This window comes from Nitrosospira sp. Nsp2, from assembly GCF_003050965.1.
In the GTDB taxonomy this organism is placed as follows: Bacteria; Pseudomonadota; Gammaproteobacteria; order Burkholderiales; family Nitrosomonadaceae; genus Nitrosospira.
Genome location: NZ_QAOU01000002.1, coordinates 687,754 through 705,441 on the forward strand (window position 1 = coordinate 687,754; position 17,688 = coordinate 705,441).

The following is a 17,688-nucleotide window of genomic DNA, read 5'->3' on the forward strand; positions in this document are numbered from 1 at the left end:
TTATGAATTCCGAAACAAAGGGATCAGCGACGAATTCGATTAAGATAAGCCGCGGTCCCGTCTGAATGCGCCGATAATTGTTCTGCCTGCAAGTATACAACTCGATCCAGAATCGCTGGAAAATAATAGCGCTAACCGTAATTGCAGGACGGATCCACGGGCGGAAAAATCACGAATGAAAACCATTTTCCGCCTCCGGCGCGCTGTTCGTGCCGGACATGATTCCTTATGCCCCCGAAAAATCATACTTTTACTATGTCGCCTGTTAGAGACAATATTTAATATTTAAAAACAGAGAAATAAATTAGTTTCCCCGCTAAAGATGTCGTCAAACGGAGACACGTCGCATTCTCACGGCAGAAAACAGATTCTACCTGCTACTCCTCGCTTCCGGCTACGTATAGAAACTGGAGCGTCGCAAAAACGCGACAAAATCCCGGCGAAAAACGATTAAAGAACGAGGAAATGGAATTGACCAACTGTATGAGACGCTTACTTCGGGATGGCACAGGAATTGCTCGTTAGATTAAGTTGGTAAAACAGTTCTAACATAAAAAGATTTTCCGGCAATGGTTGAGTAGGCGCCGACGAAAACGCGAAACCTGGTGACAAGAGAGGAAAAAAACTCGAATGAGCTTTTACTCATACAGGAGCAACCATTATGGCTAACATTACAGGCACAGATAGATCAGATACCATCAACTCGCAATTTGTTTCTACAGGCGTTACCGGAGGGCCTTCCACTTCCGGGGCGGACCTAATTTCCGGACGAGGCGGTCGCGATAGAATAGACGGGAGCGGCGGCAATGACATCATTAACGGCGATGACGGCTCCGACGTTCTGCGTGGAGGTGATGGCAACGATGAAGTTAACGGCGGTGCTGGAAACGACGACTTGTCGGGTGGCCGTGGGAATGACAGGTTAAACGGAGGCACCGGCGATGACTGGCTATTGGGAAATGAAGGCAATGATTCTCTGTCAGGCGGCGATGGTCGCGACGCTGTTAGCGGTGGCGACGGCGATGACCGCCTGTGGGGCAATGCAGGAAATGACACGCTGTCAGGGGGGAATGGCAATGATTCGTTCTCAGGCGGCGATGGCCGCGACGCTATTAGCGGCGGCGACGGCGAGGACTGGCTGTGGGGCGATGCAGGAAACGACACCCTGAACGGCGGCGATGGTCGTGACACTCTCTTCGGAGGTCTGGGCGACGACAAGCTTAACGGCAATGACGATAACGACAGCATAAACGGCCACGATGGAAATGACATGCTATCGGGCGGCGACGGCGATGACCGCCTGTGGGGCAATGCAGGAAACGACATGCTGTCAGGGGGGAATGGCAACGATTCGTTCTCGGGCGGCGATGGCCGCGACGTTATTAGCGGCGGCGAGGGCGATGACTGGCTGTGGGGCGATGCAGGAAACGACATCCTGAACGGCGGCGACGGTCGCGACACTCTGTTCGGGGGTCTGGGCGACGACAAGCTTAACGGCAATGACGATAACGACAGCATAAACGGCAACGATGGAAATGACACGCTATCGGGCGGTAGCGGTAACGACAGTTTGTCGGGAGGCGACGGGAACGACAAGCTATGGGGCGACAGAGGAGATGATCGACTGTCGGGAGACAACGGAAATGACTGGGTGTCGGGCGGAAGTGGCAATGACCGGCTGTCGGGTGGGGATGGCGACGATCGGCTGTCAGGCGAGGATGGCAATGATGAGCTGGTGGGCGGCGACGGCAATGATCTGCTGTCGGGTGGAAACGGAAACGACAAGCTGTCCGGCGGTGACGGTGCCGATATTCTCACCGGCGGACGGGGGACCGACACCCTGACCGGCGGAGAAGGCCATGATACTTTTACCTTCAACTCCGTTAATGACAGTCGTTCGGGATTTGATATCCGGGACGTCATCACGGGCTTTGATGGAAGCGGCCCTTCCGGCGATCAAATCGATCTCAAGGGAATAGATGCGAACAGGACTACGTTTGGCAATAATGACTTTACCTGGAAAGGAAGCGCAGGCCCGACAGGCGCCGCGGGGGAACTCTGGTATGTAGACGAAGGCGCGAATCGGCTTATTAAGGGCGATGTCGACGGCGGCGGAAACGCTGATTTCGAAATTCAGCTCGTAGGCCATCCCAACCTTAACGTCAGTGCCTTACCCGACTCGGACATCATCCTTTAACCCTTAGGCAACTATTAGCAAATACGGCATCCCTCCATTCCTGAAGGGATGCCGTTCAATAATCACTCAAGTCGGACCCAGGCCTGTTCTTTGGCTGCAGAAAATGCCCCCTACAAGGCCTTGACCATATCTTCCACCACTTTCTTGGCGTCGCCGAACACCATCATAGTCTTGTCCATGTAGAACAGGTCATTGTCGAGACCGGCGTAGCCGGCTGCCATGCTGCGTTTGACCACCATTACGGTCCGCGCCTTGTAGGCGTCCAGGATGGGCATGCCGTATATCGGACTCCCCTGAACGTTGGCGGCAGGGTTCACCACATCGTTCGCACCCAGAACCAGCACCACGTCCGTATTGGAAAAGTCACTGTTGATCTCATCCATTTCCAGTACTTGCTCGTACGGTATCTCTGCTTCTGCCAGTAGAACGTTCATGTGACCGGGCATGCGTCCAGCTACAGGATGGATCGCAAAGCGGGCGTTCACACCCTTGGCATGCAGTTTTTCCGCCAGTTCCTTGACCGAATGCTGCGCCCGTGCCACGGCTAGGCCGTAACCAGGCACTATAATGACGCTGTCGGCATTACCCATCAAAAATGCCGCGTCGTCGGCGCTACCGCTGCGATAGTTTTTCTGCGTCTGATCGCTTGCAGCCGCGGTGCCGCCTTCGCTGCCGAATCCTCCGAGTATCACCGAAAGGAAGGGCCGATTCATGGCCTTGCACATGATATAGGACAGGATCGCGCCGGAACTGCCGACCAGTGAACCTGCAATGATCAGCATGGGATTACCGAGGGAAAAGCCGATACCCGCCGCCGCCCAGCCGGAATATGAATTAAGCATTGAAATGACCACCGGCATGTCTGCGCCGCCGATCGGAATGATGATAAGGAAACCAAGCACGAAAGCAATTGCAGTCATGGCCGCGAAAGCTGTCCAGTTCGTAGTTTCGCTGAAGAAGAACCATAGGCCGAATCCCAGCATGACAATTGCCAGGATCAGGTTGACCATATGCTGGCCGCCAAAGGTAATGGGCGCACCACTCATGCGACCCGACAATTTCAGGAATGCGATCACCGAGCCCGACCAGGTCATCGCGCCGATGAATGTACCGAGGAATAACTCTAGTTTGCTTCCCATAGGTAATGTCGCGGGCAGACCGAACGAAGCCGGATTATTGACTGCAGCGATAGCGATAAATACCGCCGCCAGCCCCACCAGGGAATGCATGAATGCAACCAGTTCCGGCATCGCCGTCATTTCCACGCGTCGTGCAACAACCGCGCCGATAGCGCCGCCCACTCCGATACAGACGAGAATCAATGCCCAGTTCTTTGTAATGGTAAGGGTGGTGACGACTGCAATGGCCATCCCCACCATGCCGAACAAATTGCCACGACGCGCGGTCAGGGGGGAACTCAGGCCCTTGAGCGCCAGAATAAAGAAAACCGACGCGATGAGATACGCAAGTGCGACCGTATTTGCCGACATTGACTAGCTTCCTCTTTTATCTTTTTTTCTGAACATTTCCAGCATCCGCTGGGTAACAAGAAATCCCCCGAATACGTTGATGGCAGCCAGGGTTACCGCTACCGCACCCAGCCATACGCCCCAATCGGTTTCTGCCGGGCCGGCCGCCAGCATGGCGCCTACCAGGATAATGCCCGAAATGGCGTTGGTTACCGACATGAGCGGTGTGTGCAACGCCGGCGTTACGTTCCATACCACGTGATAACCGACGAATATCGCCAGCACGAACACGGTTAAATTAATAATGGTTGGGTCAACTTCACCAATCATGGTTACTCCTTCTATGCATTAACTGTACCGTAAATTCCTGTTAATCTTCACTCAAAGCCGCGGCTCGCCTTTGCCGCTGCGACTCTTGCGTCACACTTCAAGTTTTCCGGATAACTTCCCCACCTGTGCAGACCAGTGTTCCAGCGATGACTTCGTCTTCGCGGTTCATGACGAAATCGCCATTTTTTGGATCCAGCATCAGATTAAGAAAGTTCATCAAATTACGCGCATATAAAGCGCTGGCGTCCGCCGCCACCAGTCCTGGCAGATTGGATATGCCGATTAGATGCACGCCGTGCTTCACCACGATCTTATCCATTTCCGAAAGGGGACAATTGCCGCCCGCCTCTACCGCCATGTCAACGATAACCGACCCCGGTTTCATCGCCCGGACCGTTTCTTCCTTGATCAGAACCGGCGCCGGACGGCCGGGAATCAGCGCGGTGCTAATGATGATATCCGCGGCCGAGGCTCGCTGATGTACCAGTTCGCCCTGGCGCCGCTTGTAATCGTCGGACATTTCGCGCGCGTAACCGCCAGCTGTTTCCGCCTGCGCTCTTTCCTCATCGCTCAGGGGAACCTCGACGAATTTAGCGCCCAGGCTTTCCACCTGTTCTTTTGCCACCGGACGCACATCGAATGCTTCGATGACGGCTCCCAGACGCTTGGCGGTGGCAATCGCCTGCAACCCGGCCACTCCAGCGCCCAGAATCAATACCCGCGCCGCTTTCACCGTACCCGCCGCGGTCATCAGCATGGGAAAGAATTTCTGATAGACGTTTGCCGCCATCAATACTGCTTTGTAGCCGGCGATGTTCGCCTGAGATGACAGCACGTCCATACTCTGGGCGCGGGAAATACGCGGCAGCCTTTCCATGGCGAATGCGGTCACGCCGTGACGGGCGAGGCTTTCAATACCCTCCACGTGATGCGGCGAGAGCAGGCCCAATAAAACGGCGTCCTTAGGGATCAAAGCCAGTTCGCCAGCTTCCGGACTACGCACCTTCAGCAAGATCTGGGATTGATCGTACAGTTCTGCGGCGCTGCCTATAATGTTTGCCCCAGCAGCCTGGAAGGCCTCATCCGGTATGCTTGCCCCGGCACCCGCGCCAGACTGTACCAGAACAGCATGCAGGCCCTTGGCGGTAAATTTCTTCACCGTCTCCGGGGTGGCCGCAACGCGGGTCTCCCCCCCGCGGATTTCCACGGGTATACCTATACGCATCGATTCTCTCCCTTATCTTTTCGGCACTCGCCACGGGTTTTCAAAAACCGCGGAAACAACTTGCTTAGCATTATCGCTGTCACTCCTCATCGATCACGAAGGTCGGATTATAAATGAACCTGAAGCTGATGAACGAAGCGATTGATAAGCGCAGCGTCTACGAGTTCACGTGCCGATCTGGTTTTTTTCTAAGCAATGACTGATCCAACGTGTCGTAAGTTTTTCCTGCACGCTGTTCTGACGTAAACGCGAGGCCAATCCGCCGAAATCCACTTGATCGAGCGGTTGATCCTGGTTAAAGCAGGAAAACACGTACGTTACTTCTCCCGTTTCGGGATCCTTGTGAGGTTGAAGACACTGAGCGCAGATTTCCTTCATCATGCATTGCATGGGCGAATTAATGGAGCCGATAGCAAAATGGTCTGTTTTCAGGTAAGGCCGAAGCTTGTCATGGCGTGCAGCACCCACTGCCGCCATCATCCGGTCGGACCCAATGGCGATGATACGGTGGGCGTCAGCCAATCGAATTTTTTGGTACCCCAATGCACCGCTTCCATAAGCCGCCATCGCCGCCACGATATTGCCCACATAACTGAGATCATCCGGTCGGGAAGGCTGAAAACCCGGCGCCTCGTCGCAACACCATACCACGACATCGGCGGCGGCCTCGATTTCCGCGACTTTATAACGGTCGATCAGTTTCTTGTATCCCGCGAAATACAGGATTTTCGATCCCGCCGCCCGTGCTGCCGCGCCAATCGAAAACAACACCGCATTACCCAACCCTCCACCCACCAGGATGACGGTCTCATCCGGCAGAATCTCGGTGGGGGTCCCGGTAGGCCCCATCAGCACCACCGGGTCACCCGGATTGAGCCTGGCGCATAAGTCGGCCGAGCCTCCCATTTCCAGCGCGATCAGCGATACCAATCCCCGGCCCACATCAACTGAAGCGCCGGTAAGGGCGATGCCCTCCATTGCCAGCTTCGTTTCGCCCGCCGAAGAAGCGAGCGCTGCGAAGTTCTGGAAACGGTAGAACTGGCCCGGATGAAACCGCTCCACTGCCATGGGAGCGTGAACAACCACCTCGATAATATTTGGAGTAAGACGCTCAACCTTATGCACCGTGGCGCGTAACTGACCATTCATTTCAGCGAAGAACAACCAGGCCGGCTTGGAGGATGCGGGAGCCACCCTTTCGAGCACCGCGCTTACGACCGGATAGCCTTGTTTAGCGCTGGACATTGCCTTAACCACGTTGCCTGAATAGGACGGGTGCAGATCACCGAAAAAACTGATGAAGCGCCCATCGCCGTACCGGCTCAGCAGCACGCCCGGGTTTTCCGGCTTGGGATTTGCCCTTGGAAGGCTGACGGGATCTCCGTTTTCATCGCAAGCAGCGAAATAACGGCCGTTCAGCTTGAAATTCTTCTCGTCTTCTCTGGCGAGAACCGTGTTGGGCTGCGTTCCTGCTGCCACCAGAACTGCGCGCGCAGGCAATACCACCTCTCCCGTTGGCTGCCACGATCCGGTTTCATCCAGCGTTTGCACCGCAAACTGCACAGACTGCGCGTGCTCCCATTTATCGGTATCCACTCGCACCGGCGTGAGGCCCTCGGCAAACCATATCCCCTCCTCCAGCGCTTTCTCGACCTCTTCGTGATTAAGCGTATAGGAGGGGCTGTCGATCAGTCGCTTGCGATAAGCGATAGTGGCGCCTCCCCACGACTGCAGCAACTCCAGAACGCGTGGTGCGCGTCCTTCCTGTTCCGCCTGTCTCCGCTCCGCGCGTATGGCGCGCGCGTGGCTAAGAAATTCTTCGGCGATAACACGCTCTTCCTCGTCCCAGGCCGAACGGATGGCAGCCTCCCCCTGCACCGCTGTAAGAATTTCGTAACGCCGCAGGAACTTATCTACTTGCACCGGATAGTAGGCAAGTGCTTCGGTAGCAGTGTCGATAGCAGTAAGACCTCCACCGATAACCACCACAGGAAGACGTAGCTGCATATTGGCCACGGAGTTGATCTGAGCCGCGCCCGTCAACTGCAACCCCATCAGAAAATCAGAGGCAGCACGGACGCCGCGCGCAAGACCATTAGGCAGATCGAGGACAGTGGGGCGTCCAGCACCCGCGGCAAGCGCAACGTGGTCGAAACCCAGGGCGAACGCATCATCGGCCGTGAGAGTCCCACCAAAGCGCACGCCGCCAAAAAGCGCAAACTCCTCTCTTCGCTCAAGAAGCAAGCGGATCAGCTTGAGAAAATTTTTATCCCAACGCACGGTGATGCCATACTCGGCCACACCGCCAAAACCGCCTGGCATGCGCTCATCCAGACTCTCGGCAAGCTCGTCAGCGTTCCGGATAGCCCTGAATGGGACATGTCCACCTTCCCCATTCACGCCGGATATCTCCGGCGATAATGGCTCAATCTTGAGACCATCGATACCAACTACCGCATGGCCATCATTCATTAAATGATGCGCCAGGGTATATCCCGCCGGGCCCATGCCGACTACCAGCACTTTCCGGCCTGTCGGCGCCTTAGGCAGCGGTCGTCGTAAATTGAGCGGATTCCAGCGCGTGAGAAGGCTGTAAATTTCGAAACCCCAAGGGAGCTCCAGCACATCTTTGAGCGTGCGCGTCTCAGCCTGAGGGATATCGACCGGTTCCTGTTTCTGGTATATGCATGACTTCATGCAATCGTTGCAGATTCGGTGGCCTGTGCCTGCGCACATGGGATTGTCGATCACAATCATGGCCAGGCTGCCGATAGTCACGCCTTGAGTCTTCAGCTTATGAAACTCGGAAATTCGCTCTTCCAGCGGACATCCCGTTAGCAGAACCCCGAGCTGGCTTTTTTTAAAGGATGAGGCCTCCCCCGGAGCTTTTGGCTTCTCCTTCATCCCCTTGGAGCATGAATCTTTTCCCTGCTCATGGCACCAGATGCAGTAATTGGCCTCATCCAATGCGCCCACTAGGTCGGTGCCGGGATCAGTAAGCGCGAATCCCTCCCGCCGACGGATATGATGAAGACTATGAACGGTGTAGCCCGCGCTGTTGTCGGTATCGGTCGACAAAAGATGCAGGAAATCGAGTTTTGCAGGCGCCTTGAACAATACCCCGTCGCGATTACGCTCCCTTCCGGCGGCTGTCTTCAGCGCCCAGGCTGCATACAGCAGCGCGTCCCTGATCCGCTCTTCGTTTGTCCCTTCATCCAATAGCCACTCCGTGACCTTGCGCGCAAATGCCAGCTCGGAGAAAGGCTCAGCCAATTCGGCCGCCAGCTTTCCTTCCAGCGCAATCCCATCCACTTGCGCAATCTCTGCCTCACTTACCTTGTTCGTCGCGCGGCGCTGAACAAACTGCCTTTTGCATGAATAAAGCGGGGAAAGCTCATGATGCCGTGCGGCGAGGGCGCTGACTTCCCGCTCAATGCCAAACAGTCTGGCAATGAAATCGTCCATCCAAGGCCCGATCTCAATCAGTAGCGCAGCTTCTTCCTTGCGGTCCAGACTATCTGGCTGGGCACGAGCGTGGTCCAACCGGAGGCGCAGTCCTTCTTCTCCTTCACGCAAAAATTCAAGAAATGCCTGATCCAATCTTAACAACCCTTCGCGGCGGTAAAGGTCCGTAAAATCCATTCCGAATCCCAGCGCGGGAGGGATGACGTTGGTTGCCGATAAAGGGTTGGAAGCCAATTGTAAACTTGTCATGATAAGGTCATCAAAAGTGTAAGGTAAAACAAAGAATTGAAAAGCATATCCAATCAGTTATTGGATCGTAATTATGCTTAAAGTTTTATAACCCTTTTCAGTTTGTGCTTTTCGCAGCCACAAATACAAAAGCGGAAAGGCTTTTCCCGCCTTGTCCGCCTTTTCAACCTCCCTCAATTATTCCTGCGTGGCCCGGCGATAATCCAGTGATATCCGGTACTCAACCGTTTTGTGGACAGACCATGCCTGCGGCAACGGTATTATTATTGGCTTCATCAATGACAATAAAGCTTCCGGTAGCATGATTACGCTGATATGGATCGCAAGCCAGAGGCTGATGTACTTTGATTAATACCCGTCCTATATCGTTCATTTTCAGGGTATCCGCCGCCTCATGCTTCAGCGTGTTGACATCGACGCGATACGCTATCCGGGAAACGAGTGCCTTAACCGTTCGTGTCGTGTGTTTGATGAGATATTTTCGCCGCGGGTCGAGACTTTGCTCAGAGAGCCAGCACAGCATCGCCTCAAACTCCTTCGTAACCGTGGGAACCTCGACCGACTTTACCAGCATGTCTCCCCGTGAGATATCCAGATGATCCTCGATCGTCAGCGTAACCGACTGCGGCGCAACGGCGTCGTCGAGATTGCCATCATAGGTGACAATTTCCTTGACACGCGAAGTCAATCCTGACGGCAGAACTTTCACTGAATCGCCAACGCTGATGAAACCGGACTCAATACGGCCCATGTAACCCCGGAAATCATGTAACTCCTCCGTTTGTGGCCGGCAAACCAGCTGTACCGGGAACCGGAAATCTTCGAGGTTGATGTCGTGGTCAATGGGAACGTTTTCCAGCAACTCCATCAGTGTCAGGCCGTCGTACCAGTCGAGCCTATCACTGCGTTCCACCACCATATCGCCGTTTAAAGCCGACATCGGAATATAGGCGATATTTCTCAGCTTGAGTCCACCGGCAAAAGCATCGAAATCCTTGCAAATTCGCTCGAACACCTCGCGGGAATAATCCACCAGATCCATCTTGTTGATCGCCACCACGAGATGAGGAATGCCAACCAGACTTGCAAGGTACGCATGGCGGCGGGACTGCGTCAGTACGCCCTTGCGCGCATCGACCAAAATGATCGCCAGATTGGCCGTGGAGGCCCCTGTAACCATATTGCGGGTATACTGCTCATGGCCTGGGGTATCCGCAATGATGAATTTCCGCTTTGGAGTCGCGAAGTATCGATAAGCCACATCGATGGTGATGCCTTGTTCACGCTCGGCTTGCAATCCATCGGTGAGCAGGGATAAATCAACACTACCCATTCCGCGGCGCTGCGAAGTGTGCGTAATGGCGCTCAACTGGTCCTCAAAAATCGATTTTGAGTCGTGCAGCAACCGCCCAATCAGGGTGCTTTTGCCATCATCCACGCTACCCGCGGTGATGAAACGCAATAATTCCGTATGATCAAAAGAAATACTTTCAATGGCTGACATTTAAAACTCTTCTGGACAATTTTTCCGCTAAACGCTTTTCCGTCTTCCTGCCACTTATGACGTCCTGCCGACAAAACCCGAGGTGAGATCAAGATGCGGACGGAATACGGGCGCCAGATCAACACAGGGCGTGAAGTCTCGCGCAAACCGCATCTTGCCACCACTTATGGCGCCAGGCTTCAGAAATAGCCCTCTTTCTTCCGCAGTTCCATGGACGCCTCGGACGTCTGGTCGTCCATCCGCGTGGCGCCCCGCTCAGTGATACGCGTTATCGCCGTTTCAGCGATAATTTCGCCCACACAGACGGCAGATGACTCCACCGGACAGGTGCAGCTCATATCACCCACGGTGCGGAAGCGAACCATTAGGTTCTCCACTTTTTCGCCTTCCTTAAGATCGATCAGGTGGGATAGCGGCAGAAGGCCGCCGCCGCGCTTGATAACATCTCGCGTGTGAGCGAAATAGATTTCCGGCACTTCCAGGTCTTCGCGCGCAATGTATTCCCACACATCCAGTTCAGTCCAATTGCTAATAGGAAATACACGTATATTTTCGCCGGGATGTACCCGAGTATTGTAGATATCCCACAGTTCCGGGCGCTGGTTCTTCGGATCCCACTGCCCAAATTCATCGCGGAACGAAAATATACGTTCCTTCGCGCGGGCTTTTTCCTCGTCGCGACGCGCGCCGCCGATACAAGCGTCGAACCGGAATTCCGCAATGGCATCCAGAAGTGTCACAGACTGAAACGCATTGCGGCTCTGTTTTTCCGAACGCAATACCACTCTACCCTGCCTGATGGAGTCTTCCATACTACGCACGATTAGCCGCTCGCCGAGCTGCCTCACGCGGCGGTCTCGAAACTCGATCACTTCCGGAAAGTTATGCCCGGTATCGACGTGCAGCAGAGGAAATGGAAAACGTCCTGGACGAAAAGCTTTTTCCGCTAGACGCAGCAGCACGATGGAATCCTTGCCGCCGGAAAACAGCAGGGTTGGATTGGCGCATTCTGCAGCGACCTCCCGCATGATATGGATGGCTTCGCTTTCAAGCGCGTCCAGATGACCTAGATGGCGTGCCATACGGCGTTTGATAGCCACCGGCTCAGTCTTCATGAGAACACTTGGAACAGGAGTAATGAATTCTTCCATATCGTTAAACGTAATATCCATTGTTAACCCCGAGTTTTACAGGCACAGGCTTAGCCTCCATTTCCCTCTACACCTAACGACGGTTACTTGCGCCGCTTGTCCGGATGTAGACCGCACTCTTTGATTTCCGGATCTTCCCACCACCACCGGCCGGCCCGGACGTCCTCGCCGGGGGTAATGGCTCGCGTACAAGGGGCGCAGCCGATGCTCGTGTAACCTCTATCGTGTAGTGCGTTGTACGGGACTTCAAATTGTTTGAGATATTCCCATACCTCCGTTAAATTCCAGTTCAGCAGCGGGCTGAATTTCTGCAAACCATGTTCAGAATCGAATTCCACCGTAGCGAGATCTTTCCTGGTGGGCGCCTGGTCGCGTCGTAACCCCGTAATCCAGGCATGTTTCCCGCTCAATGCGCGTTTCAGGGGCTCGACCTTGCGTATGTGGCAACATTGTTTCCGCAAATCCACGCTGTCGTAGAACCCATTGGGGCCGTTCTGCGCAACATATGCCTCAATTACGGCAAAATCAGGAAAAAATACTGGAATACGTACACCATAACGATCAGCCACTTCTCTCATCAAGCTATAGGTTTCTTCAGGCAGCCGACCGGTGTCCAGCGTAAACATCCCGATAGAAGGATAGTATTGTGCGATCAGGTCCGTTAACACCATGTCCTCGGCGCCAAAACTTGAGGCGAAGGTGACGGGAGCATAGTCTTCCTGCGCCGTGTCCAGCACTTTCCGCACTTCGGTAATCTTGTGATCCAGGCTCATTGTGCCGGTTCAATTGATATCAGATTATCAAATAACGATCGACGACTGCTCTCGCTGAAGCGGTGATCTGGCTGAAGCTGCGGACGGCAGCGCCCCGGCCAGGTCGAGCTGGCGGTCAAACCCTAGGCAAAACTCCGCTGCCTCCATGGTCCATGCGTCCAATTCGCCGTACCATTCGGTCAGCCTGCCGTCATTCAGCTCTTCCGGGGGGTGTGCGAAATCCTCTGCGAATTTTGCCAGTTGCCGGGATAAGCGCGGCTTGGTAGGCAGCACACGGCGCAACTCTTCCGCCTGCTCCGCTAGACCCTCGTATTTCTTGCCGCCCAGTAATTCACTCACACCCTGACCAATCAATCGGGCGATCTCTTCGGCGCACTTGACTGAATCCTCAAATTTGCGTTGAAACTTAAGTGCATCCCGATAATTACGCTCGTGAGCCGCCTCGAAAAAGCTTGAACCTATCTTTACCTGGCTTACTCCCGCGCATTCGCCACCGCCTAATTGCAACACCTTGAAGTCCCCATCCTTGCCATGATCGCGCAAGACCGAATCCAATTCTTCCGGTTTCACCTCCATCAAATCTGTCAGCAGCCCGGTGAAATATTCCTTGCCTACACGCCGTGTCCAGGAAGAAAAATTTTCTCCGGTCTCGGCGTTTGTCAGGTGGGCCGACTTCACCCGGCTTACTGCTGCTTCGATGCGGGCAGCGGGGATTGACGGCCCCTTGATCGCCAATGCCCCACCCGCCATGGCATTGCCGCCGAAATACATCTGATAGTGGGGCACGAGCTTGCCATGCATGCGTTTCCCCTCCCCATAAATGCCGATATCACCAGCCTCAGGCTGCGCACAGCCATTATGGCAGCCGGACACACGTATTTTCAGGTCCTGGGAACCACCGTTTAGCTTGGGGGCCAGGATCGTGCTTGAAGTGATGCCTAACCGGCATGTAGAAGTACCCGGGCACGCGACTACGTTATCGCCTGCCTGTGGCTCGCGCAGACCCAATTCCGCCAAGTCCGCCCGCAACGTTTCGATCTTGGCCTCCGCCACATTCGCGAAAAACATATTTTGATCCTGGGTAGCGCGTATATCATGCAGTTCGTGAGCCTCGGCAATATCGGCAAGGCCACGCAGTTGCACCACGTTCAAATTACCCATGGGCACGCTGATTGGAAAAACGTAATAATCGTTCTGTTTCTGGGCGAACACATGCCGGGGCGCACCCATACCGGGGACTTCGCTATCTAAACCAGCGTTCCATTCACCCCTGGGGTAATCCAACGTCGCCAGCGCCGCTTTGGTACGTCCCAGTTCTTCGCGATATTTATCAACAAACCCTTCCGGCCCGAACTTGTCCACCAGGAATTTGATTCGCGCCTTGGCGCGCTTGACCCGATCAGAATAGCGGTTGTGCAATGAAATGATCGCTTCCATCACAGGCAACAAATCCTTTTCTTCGATAAATTCCTCCACTACGATCGCCTCATGCGGCTTATGGCCGAGTCCGCCGCCGGCCAGAACCTTGAAACCGAAGCGGTCGCCGTCGCGTACCGCGACAATTCCCATATCGTGCATCATTCCCTGTGCGCAATCGGATTCGCAGGCGGACAGGCTGATCTTGAATTTACGCGGCATTTGCTGTGTCAGCGGGTTGCGCAAAAAGTGCTGTACCGCACCGTCGAGATGCTTGTTAACGTCGACATGCTGACGAGGGCACACGCCGGACAGCGGGCACGCAGTAACGTTACGTATGGTATTGCCGCACGCTTCCCGGGTCGTCAACCCTGCCGTGGCCAAATGGCGGAGCACTGCCGGCGTATCCTCCAGCGGCACGTAATGCATTTGTATATCCTGGCGGGTGGTAATATGCACGACGTCATGGCGTGCGTATTTTTCCAGCATATCGGCGATCACGCGCAGTTGCGGCGCATTAAGACGTCCGCCTGGAAGCTTGATGCGCACCATGTTGACGCCTTCCTGCCGCTGGCCATATATCCCCATTTGCAGGCGCGTGGCGGTGAAACGGTCGACATCCACGCGCAGACCCCGGAAATCCTCCAGCGCCTGATCGAAAGAATTTATTTCCTCTTCGTTAGCGAGATTCAAATGATCCATCTATGCCTCCACAATTTAAAGCCATATCAGCGCGGCGCCTTGAAAGTCCGAGGGATCGCACCGTGGGCCGCTACCTTGCCCGGTTGACTGCTGATATCTGTTACTCGTCTGATTTCTGACCGGAACTTAATGATTAGATGTGCCTGTTCGGATTCGAATTACCGTTTGCATCAACGCCATTGCCCGCCATACGTCCCCGTCTATGGGCGGCAAGCAACCTCATATATTGCCTCTAACCTGACATAATAGCAACGAACGTATATATCGCGAAAGAATATTATGTTAGATTAACATAACCAAACATTATTAAGATATCGACATTATGAAATTGCAACAGTTGCGCTATTTACGCGAAGTCGCAAATCAGGGCTTGAATCTGTCCAAGGCGGCCGAGATCTTGCATACCTCTCAACCGGGAATCAGCAAGCAGATCCGCCTCCTGGAAAGTGAACTGGGAATAGATATCTTTGTCCGAAACGGCAAACGCGTGGTCAAGATTACACCACCAGGAATAGCTATCCTTGAAATCGCGGACAGGATGTTGCGCGATGCAAAGAACCTGAAAAAAATTGGTCAGGAATTCGCCAATGAAGCCAGCGGCTCTCTTACCATCGCCACGACCCACACTCAGGCAAGATACGCTTTACCGACCGCAATTAAGCATTTTACCGCACGCTACCCAAAGGTGAAATTAATTTTGCGTCAGGGCAACCCTACCCAAATAGCTGAGCTGGTTACCTCGGGAGTTGCGGATATCGCTATCGCTACCGAGGCCATAGAACTTTTTGATGAGTTGGTGATGTTGCCTTGCTACCAATGGAACCGTTGCATCATTGTTCCGCCGCGGCATCCGTTGCTCAAGCTTGACAGTCTCACACTGGAGAATATAGCCCAGTACCCCATCATTACCTATGATTTTGCTTTCACCGGCCGCTCCAAAATCAATCAGGCATTCGATGCGAAAGGGCTGACGCCCAATGTCGTGTTGACAGCCATAGATGCAGACGTAATCAAGACCTACGTGGAACTGGGACTCGGCATCGGCATCCTTGCGCAAATGGCGTATGAACCCAAGCGCGACAAACACATCAGGGCGATCGACGCGAGCCATCTGTTCGAAGCAAGCACGACCCGCATCGGTATTAGCCGCAACAGTTATTTACGCGGATATATCTATGATTTTATAGAGATCTTCGCTCCTCACCTCGACCATAAGGCGGTCACCGCCGCAATGCAGAATCGCCTCTGATACCCGGTGCTCTGTTCCCTCAGCTCGAGGGCGATGCGCCATCATGCCCTTTTCACCCGGCATGAGGATCTGGACAATATAATGCAGGCACCTCCTGGCTAAAGCACTTATGACTGCTATCAAATTGCTACCCGACCTGCTCATCAGCCAGATTGCCGCTGGGGAAGTAGTAGAGCGTCCCGCGTCCGCACTCAAGGAGATGCTCGAAAACAGTATTGATGCCGGCGCCACCGAAATAACGGCCCTGCTTTTTCAGGGCGGAGCCAAACTGATCCGTGTCTCGGACAATGGAACAGGAATTGCCAGAGATGACATGGCTCTTGCCCTTTCGCGTCACGCGACCAGCAAGATCACCTCGTTGGAAGACTTGCAGAGCGTGGCAAGCCTTGGTTTCCGGGGCGAGGCGCTCGCCAGTATCGCGGCAGTATCGCGGCTGATGCTGGCCAGCCGCAGCATTGAGGAGCCGCACGGCTGGCGGGTAGAAATGGAAGGCGGTCGTTCATCATCGCTGGAACCCATGGGTCGCGACAGAGGCACGACGATCGAAGCGCACGATCTCTACTTCAACACGCCGGCGCGGCGTAAATTTCTAAAGAGCGAAGCGACTGAATTTTCCCACAGCGAAGACGTTTTCAAGCGAATCGCCTTATCGCGTTCGGATATCACTTTCACTCTGCAACACAATGACGTCGTTCGCAGCCGTTTGCTCGCGGCTGATGCGCGAACCCGCATGACGGCCATACTCGGTGACGAATTCAGCCACAATTCGGTATTTATCGACGAACGTGCGGCCGATCTGCGATTATCCGGCTTAGCCGCCCTGCCCGCTTATTCCCGATCTGCCCGTAACGCACAATACTTCTTCGTGAATGGCCGGTTTGTGCGCGACAAGCTGATTGCCCACGCCATGCGCGAAGCCTACCGCGATATCCTTCATCTCGACCGGCATCCCGCCTTTGTCCTGTTTCTCGAGATTAATGCAAACAGTGTGGATGTGAACGTCCATCCAACAAAAACGGAGGTGAGGTTCCGCGATCCGCGGGCACTGCATCAATTCATTTTTCATGCCATTGACAAGGCGCTGGCCTCCCCCGGTCATGTATCCCACGCCTCGATTTCCACGCAAAATCAGACTCCGGGTCGAGCGGGAGTTGGAAAGGCACCACACGCCTTTTCCGGCTATGGGAGGCAAAATGCCTTTCCGCTGAAATTGTCGTCAGCGCCGCCGGGAGTCGCCCAATCACAAGCGTTTTATTCGGCATTGTTCCCCGCGGAAAATCCTACCCCAGCATCGGGATGCGCCTCAGAGCGCGCGGATACCGCTGACCCGGCTGTCCCACTGTTAGGTTTCGCCCTGGGACAGCTCCTCGGCACTTACATCCTGTCGCAAAATGAACGAGGCCTGGTTATCATTGATATGCATGCCGCGCATGAGCGGATTCTTTACGAGAAGCTGAAATCGGCTCAAGAAACTCATTCGCTCGTGATGCAGCCACTACTGATTCCGGTCACGTTTCAAGCGACCAGTCTTGATGTCGCAGTCGCTCAAGAAAACTCCATGGCCCTGCGCGAACTCGGGTTCGAAATCTGTGCCCTCTCACCAACGATGCTCGTTGTGCGCGGAGTGCCCGTCACCCTTAAGGATGCCGACGTACCCGAACTTGCGCGCGAGGTACTCAGCGACATACGCGAATTCGGCGCTAGCGAGGCGTTAACGAGCAGACGCAATGAACTTCTTTCGACGATGGCCTGTCACGGTGCAGTTCGCGCCAACCGCATGCTGACTGTTCCGGAAATGAATGCCCTGCTGCGCCAAATGGAAACAACCGAACGTGCGGGGCAGTGCAATCATGGAAGACCGACGTGGTTTGAAATCAGTTTTGCCGATCTCGACAGAATGTTCATGCGGGGCAGGTAAGTTATCTACCCGCTCACGCCTCGCTATCTCTTCCATATAG

General features: G+C 54.5%; 11 protein-coding genes. 3 read left to right on the forward strand and 8 right to left on the reverse strand.

Features of this window, described 5'->3' with window-relative positions:
- The first annotated feature begins 661 nt into the window (after positions 1 to 661).
- A complete protein-coding gene (locus tag C8R31_RS07365; protein WP_107693368.1) occupies positions 662 to 2,197 on the forward strand; it encodes a calcium-binding protein in 1,536 nt (511 codons plus the stop codon).
- Between the two features lie 110 nt (positions 2,198 to 2,307).
- Here C8R31_RS07365 and C8R31_RS07370 read toward each other — a convergent pair whose 3' ends face one another.
- From C8R31_RS07370 to C8R31_RS07405, 8 genes are all read right to left on the reverse strand, one after another.
- A complete protein-coding gene (locus tag C8R31_RS07370; RefSeq protein WP_107693369.1) occupies positions 2,308 to 3,687 on the reverse strand; it encodes an NAD(P)(+) transhydrogenase (Re/Si-specific) subunit beta in 1,380 nt (459 codons plus the stop codon).
- A gap of 3 nt (positions 3,688 to 3,690) precedes the next feature.
- Positions 3,691 to 3,996: an NAD(P) transhydrogenase subunit alpha gene (locus C8R31_RS07375; protein WP_107693370.1), complete on the reverse strand. Its 306-nt coding sequence runs from the start codon at positions 3,994 to 3,996 to the stop codon at positions 3,691 to 3,693.
- A 97-nt stretch (positions 3,997 to 4,093) separates the two neighbouring features.
- Positions 4,094 to 5,221, reverse strand: a complete 1,128-nt coding sequence (locus tag C8R31_RS07380; protein WP_107693371.1) for a Re/Si-specific NAD(P)(+) transhydrogenase subunit alpha — start codon at positions 5,219 to 5,221, stop codon at positions 4,094 to 4,096.
- A gap of 165 nt (positions 5,222 to 5,386) precedes the next feature.
- The gene (locus C8R31_RS07385; protein WP_107693372.1) at positions 5,387 to 8,935 is read right to left on the reverse strand and encodes an FAD-dependent oxidoreductase; all 3,549 of its coding nucleotides are present in this window, start codon (positions 8,933 to 8,935) and stop codon (positions 5,387 to 5,389) included.
- A 220-nt stretch (positions 8,936 to 9,155) separates the two neighbouring features.
- Positions 9,156 to 10,439 carry a sulfate adenylyltransferase subunit CysN gene (gene cysN / locus C8R31_RS07390; RefSeq protein WP_107693373.1) on the reverse strand — a complete coding sequence of 428 codons (1,284 nt, stop codon included), beginning with the start codon at positions 10,437 to 10,439 and terminating at the stop codon, positions 9,156 to 9,158.
- A 179-nt stretch (positions 10,440 to 10,618) separates the two neighbouring features.
- Positions 10,619 to 11,554, reverse strand: coding sequence for a sulfate adenylyltransferase subunit CysD (cysD, locus tag C8R31_RS07395; protein ID WP_107693513.1), 936 nt, complete (start codon positions 11,552 to 11,554; stop codon positions 10,619 to 10,621).
- A gap of 119 nt (positions 11,555 to 11,673) precedes the next feature.
- Entirely contained in the window at positions 11,674 to 12,363 is a 690-nt protein-coding gene (locus C8R31_RS07400; RefSeq protein WP_107693374.1) for a phosphoadenylyl-sulfate reductase, read from the reverse strand.
- A 27-nt stretch (positions 12,364 to 12,390) separates the two neighbouring features.
- Positions 12,391 to 14,481, reverse strand: coding sequence for a nitrite/sulfite reductase (locus tag C8R31_RS07405; protein WP_107693375.1), 2,091 nt, complete (start codon positions 14,479 to 14,481; stop codon positions 12,391 to 12,393).
- Between the two features lie 322 nt (positions 14,482 to 14,803).
- On the opposite strand from C8R31_RS07405, the gene cysB reads away from it, so the two are divergent.
- Positions 14,804 to 15,730 carry an HTH-type transcriptional regulator CysB gene (cysB, locus tag C8R31_RS07410; protein ID WP_107693376.1) on the forward strand — a complete coding sequence of 309 codons (927 nt, stop codon included), beginning with the start codon at positions 14,804 to 14,806 and terminating at the stop codon, positions 15,728 to 15,730.
- A 109-nt stretch (positions 15,731 to 15,839) separates the two neighbouring features.
- Positions 15,840 to 17,648, forward strand: coding sequence for a DNA mismatch repair endonuclease MutL (mutL, locus tag C8R31_RS07415; protein WP_107693377.1), 1,809 nt, complete (start codon positions 15,840 to 15,842; stop codon positions 17,646 to 17,648).
- The last annotated feature ends 40 nt before the right edge of the window (positions 17,649 to 17,688 follow it).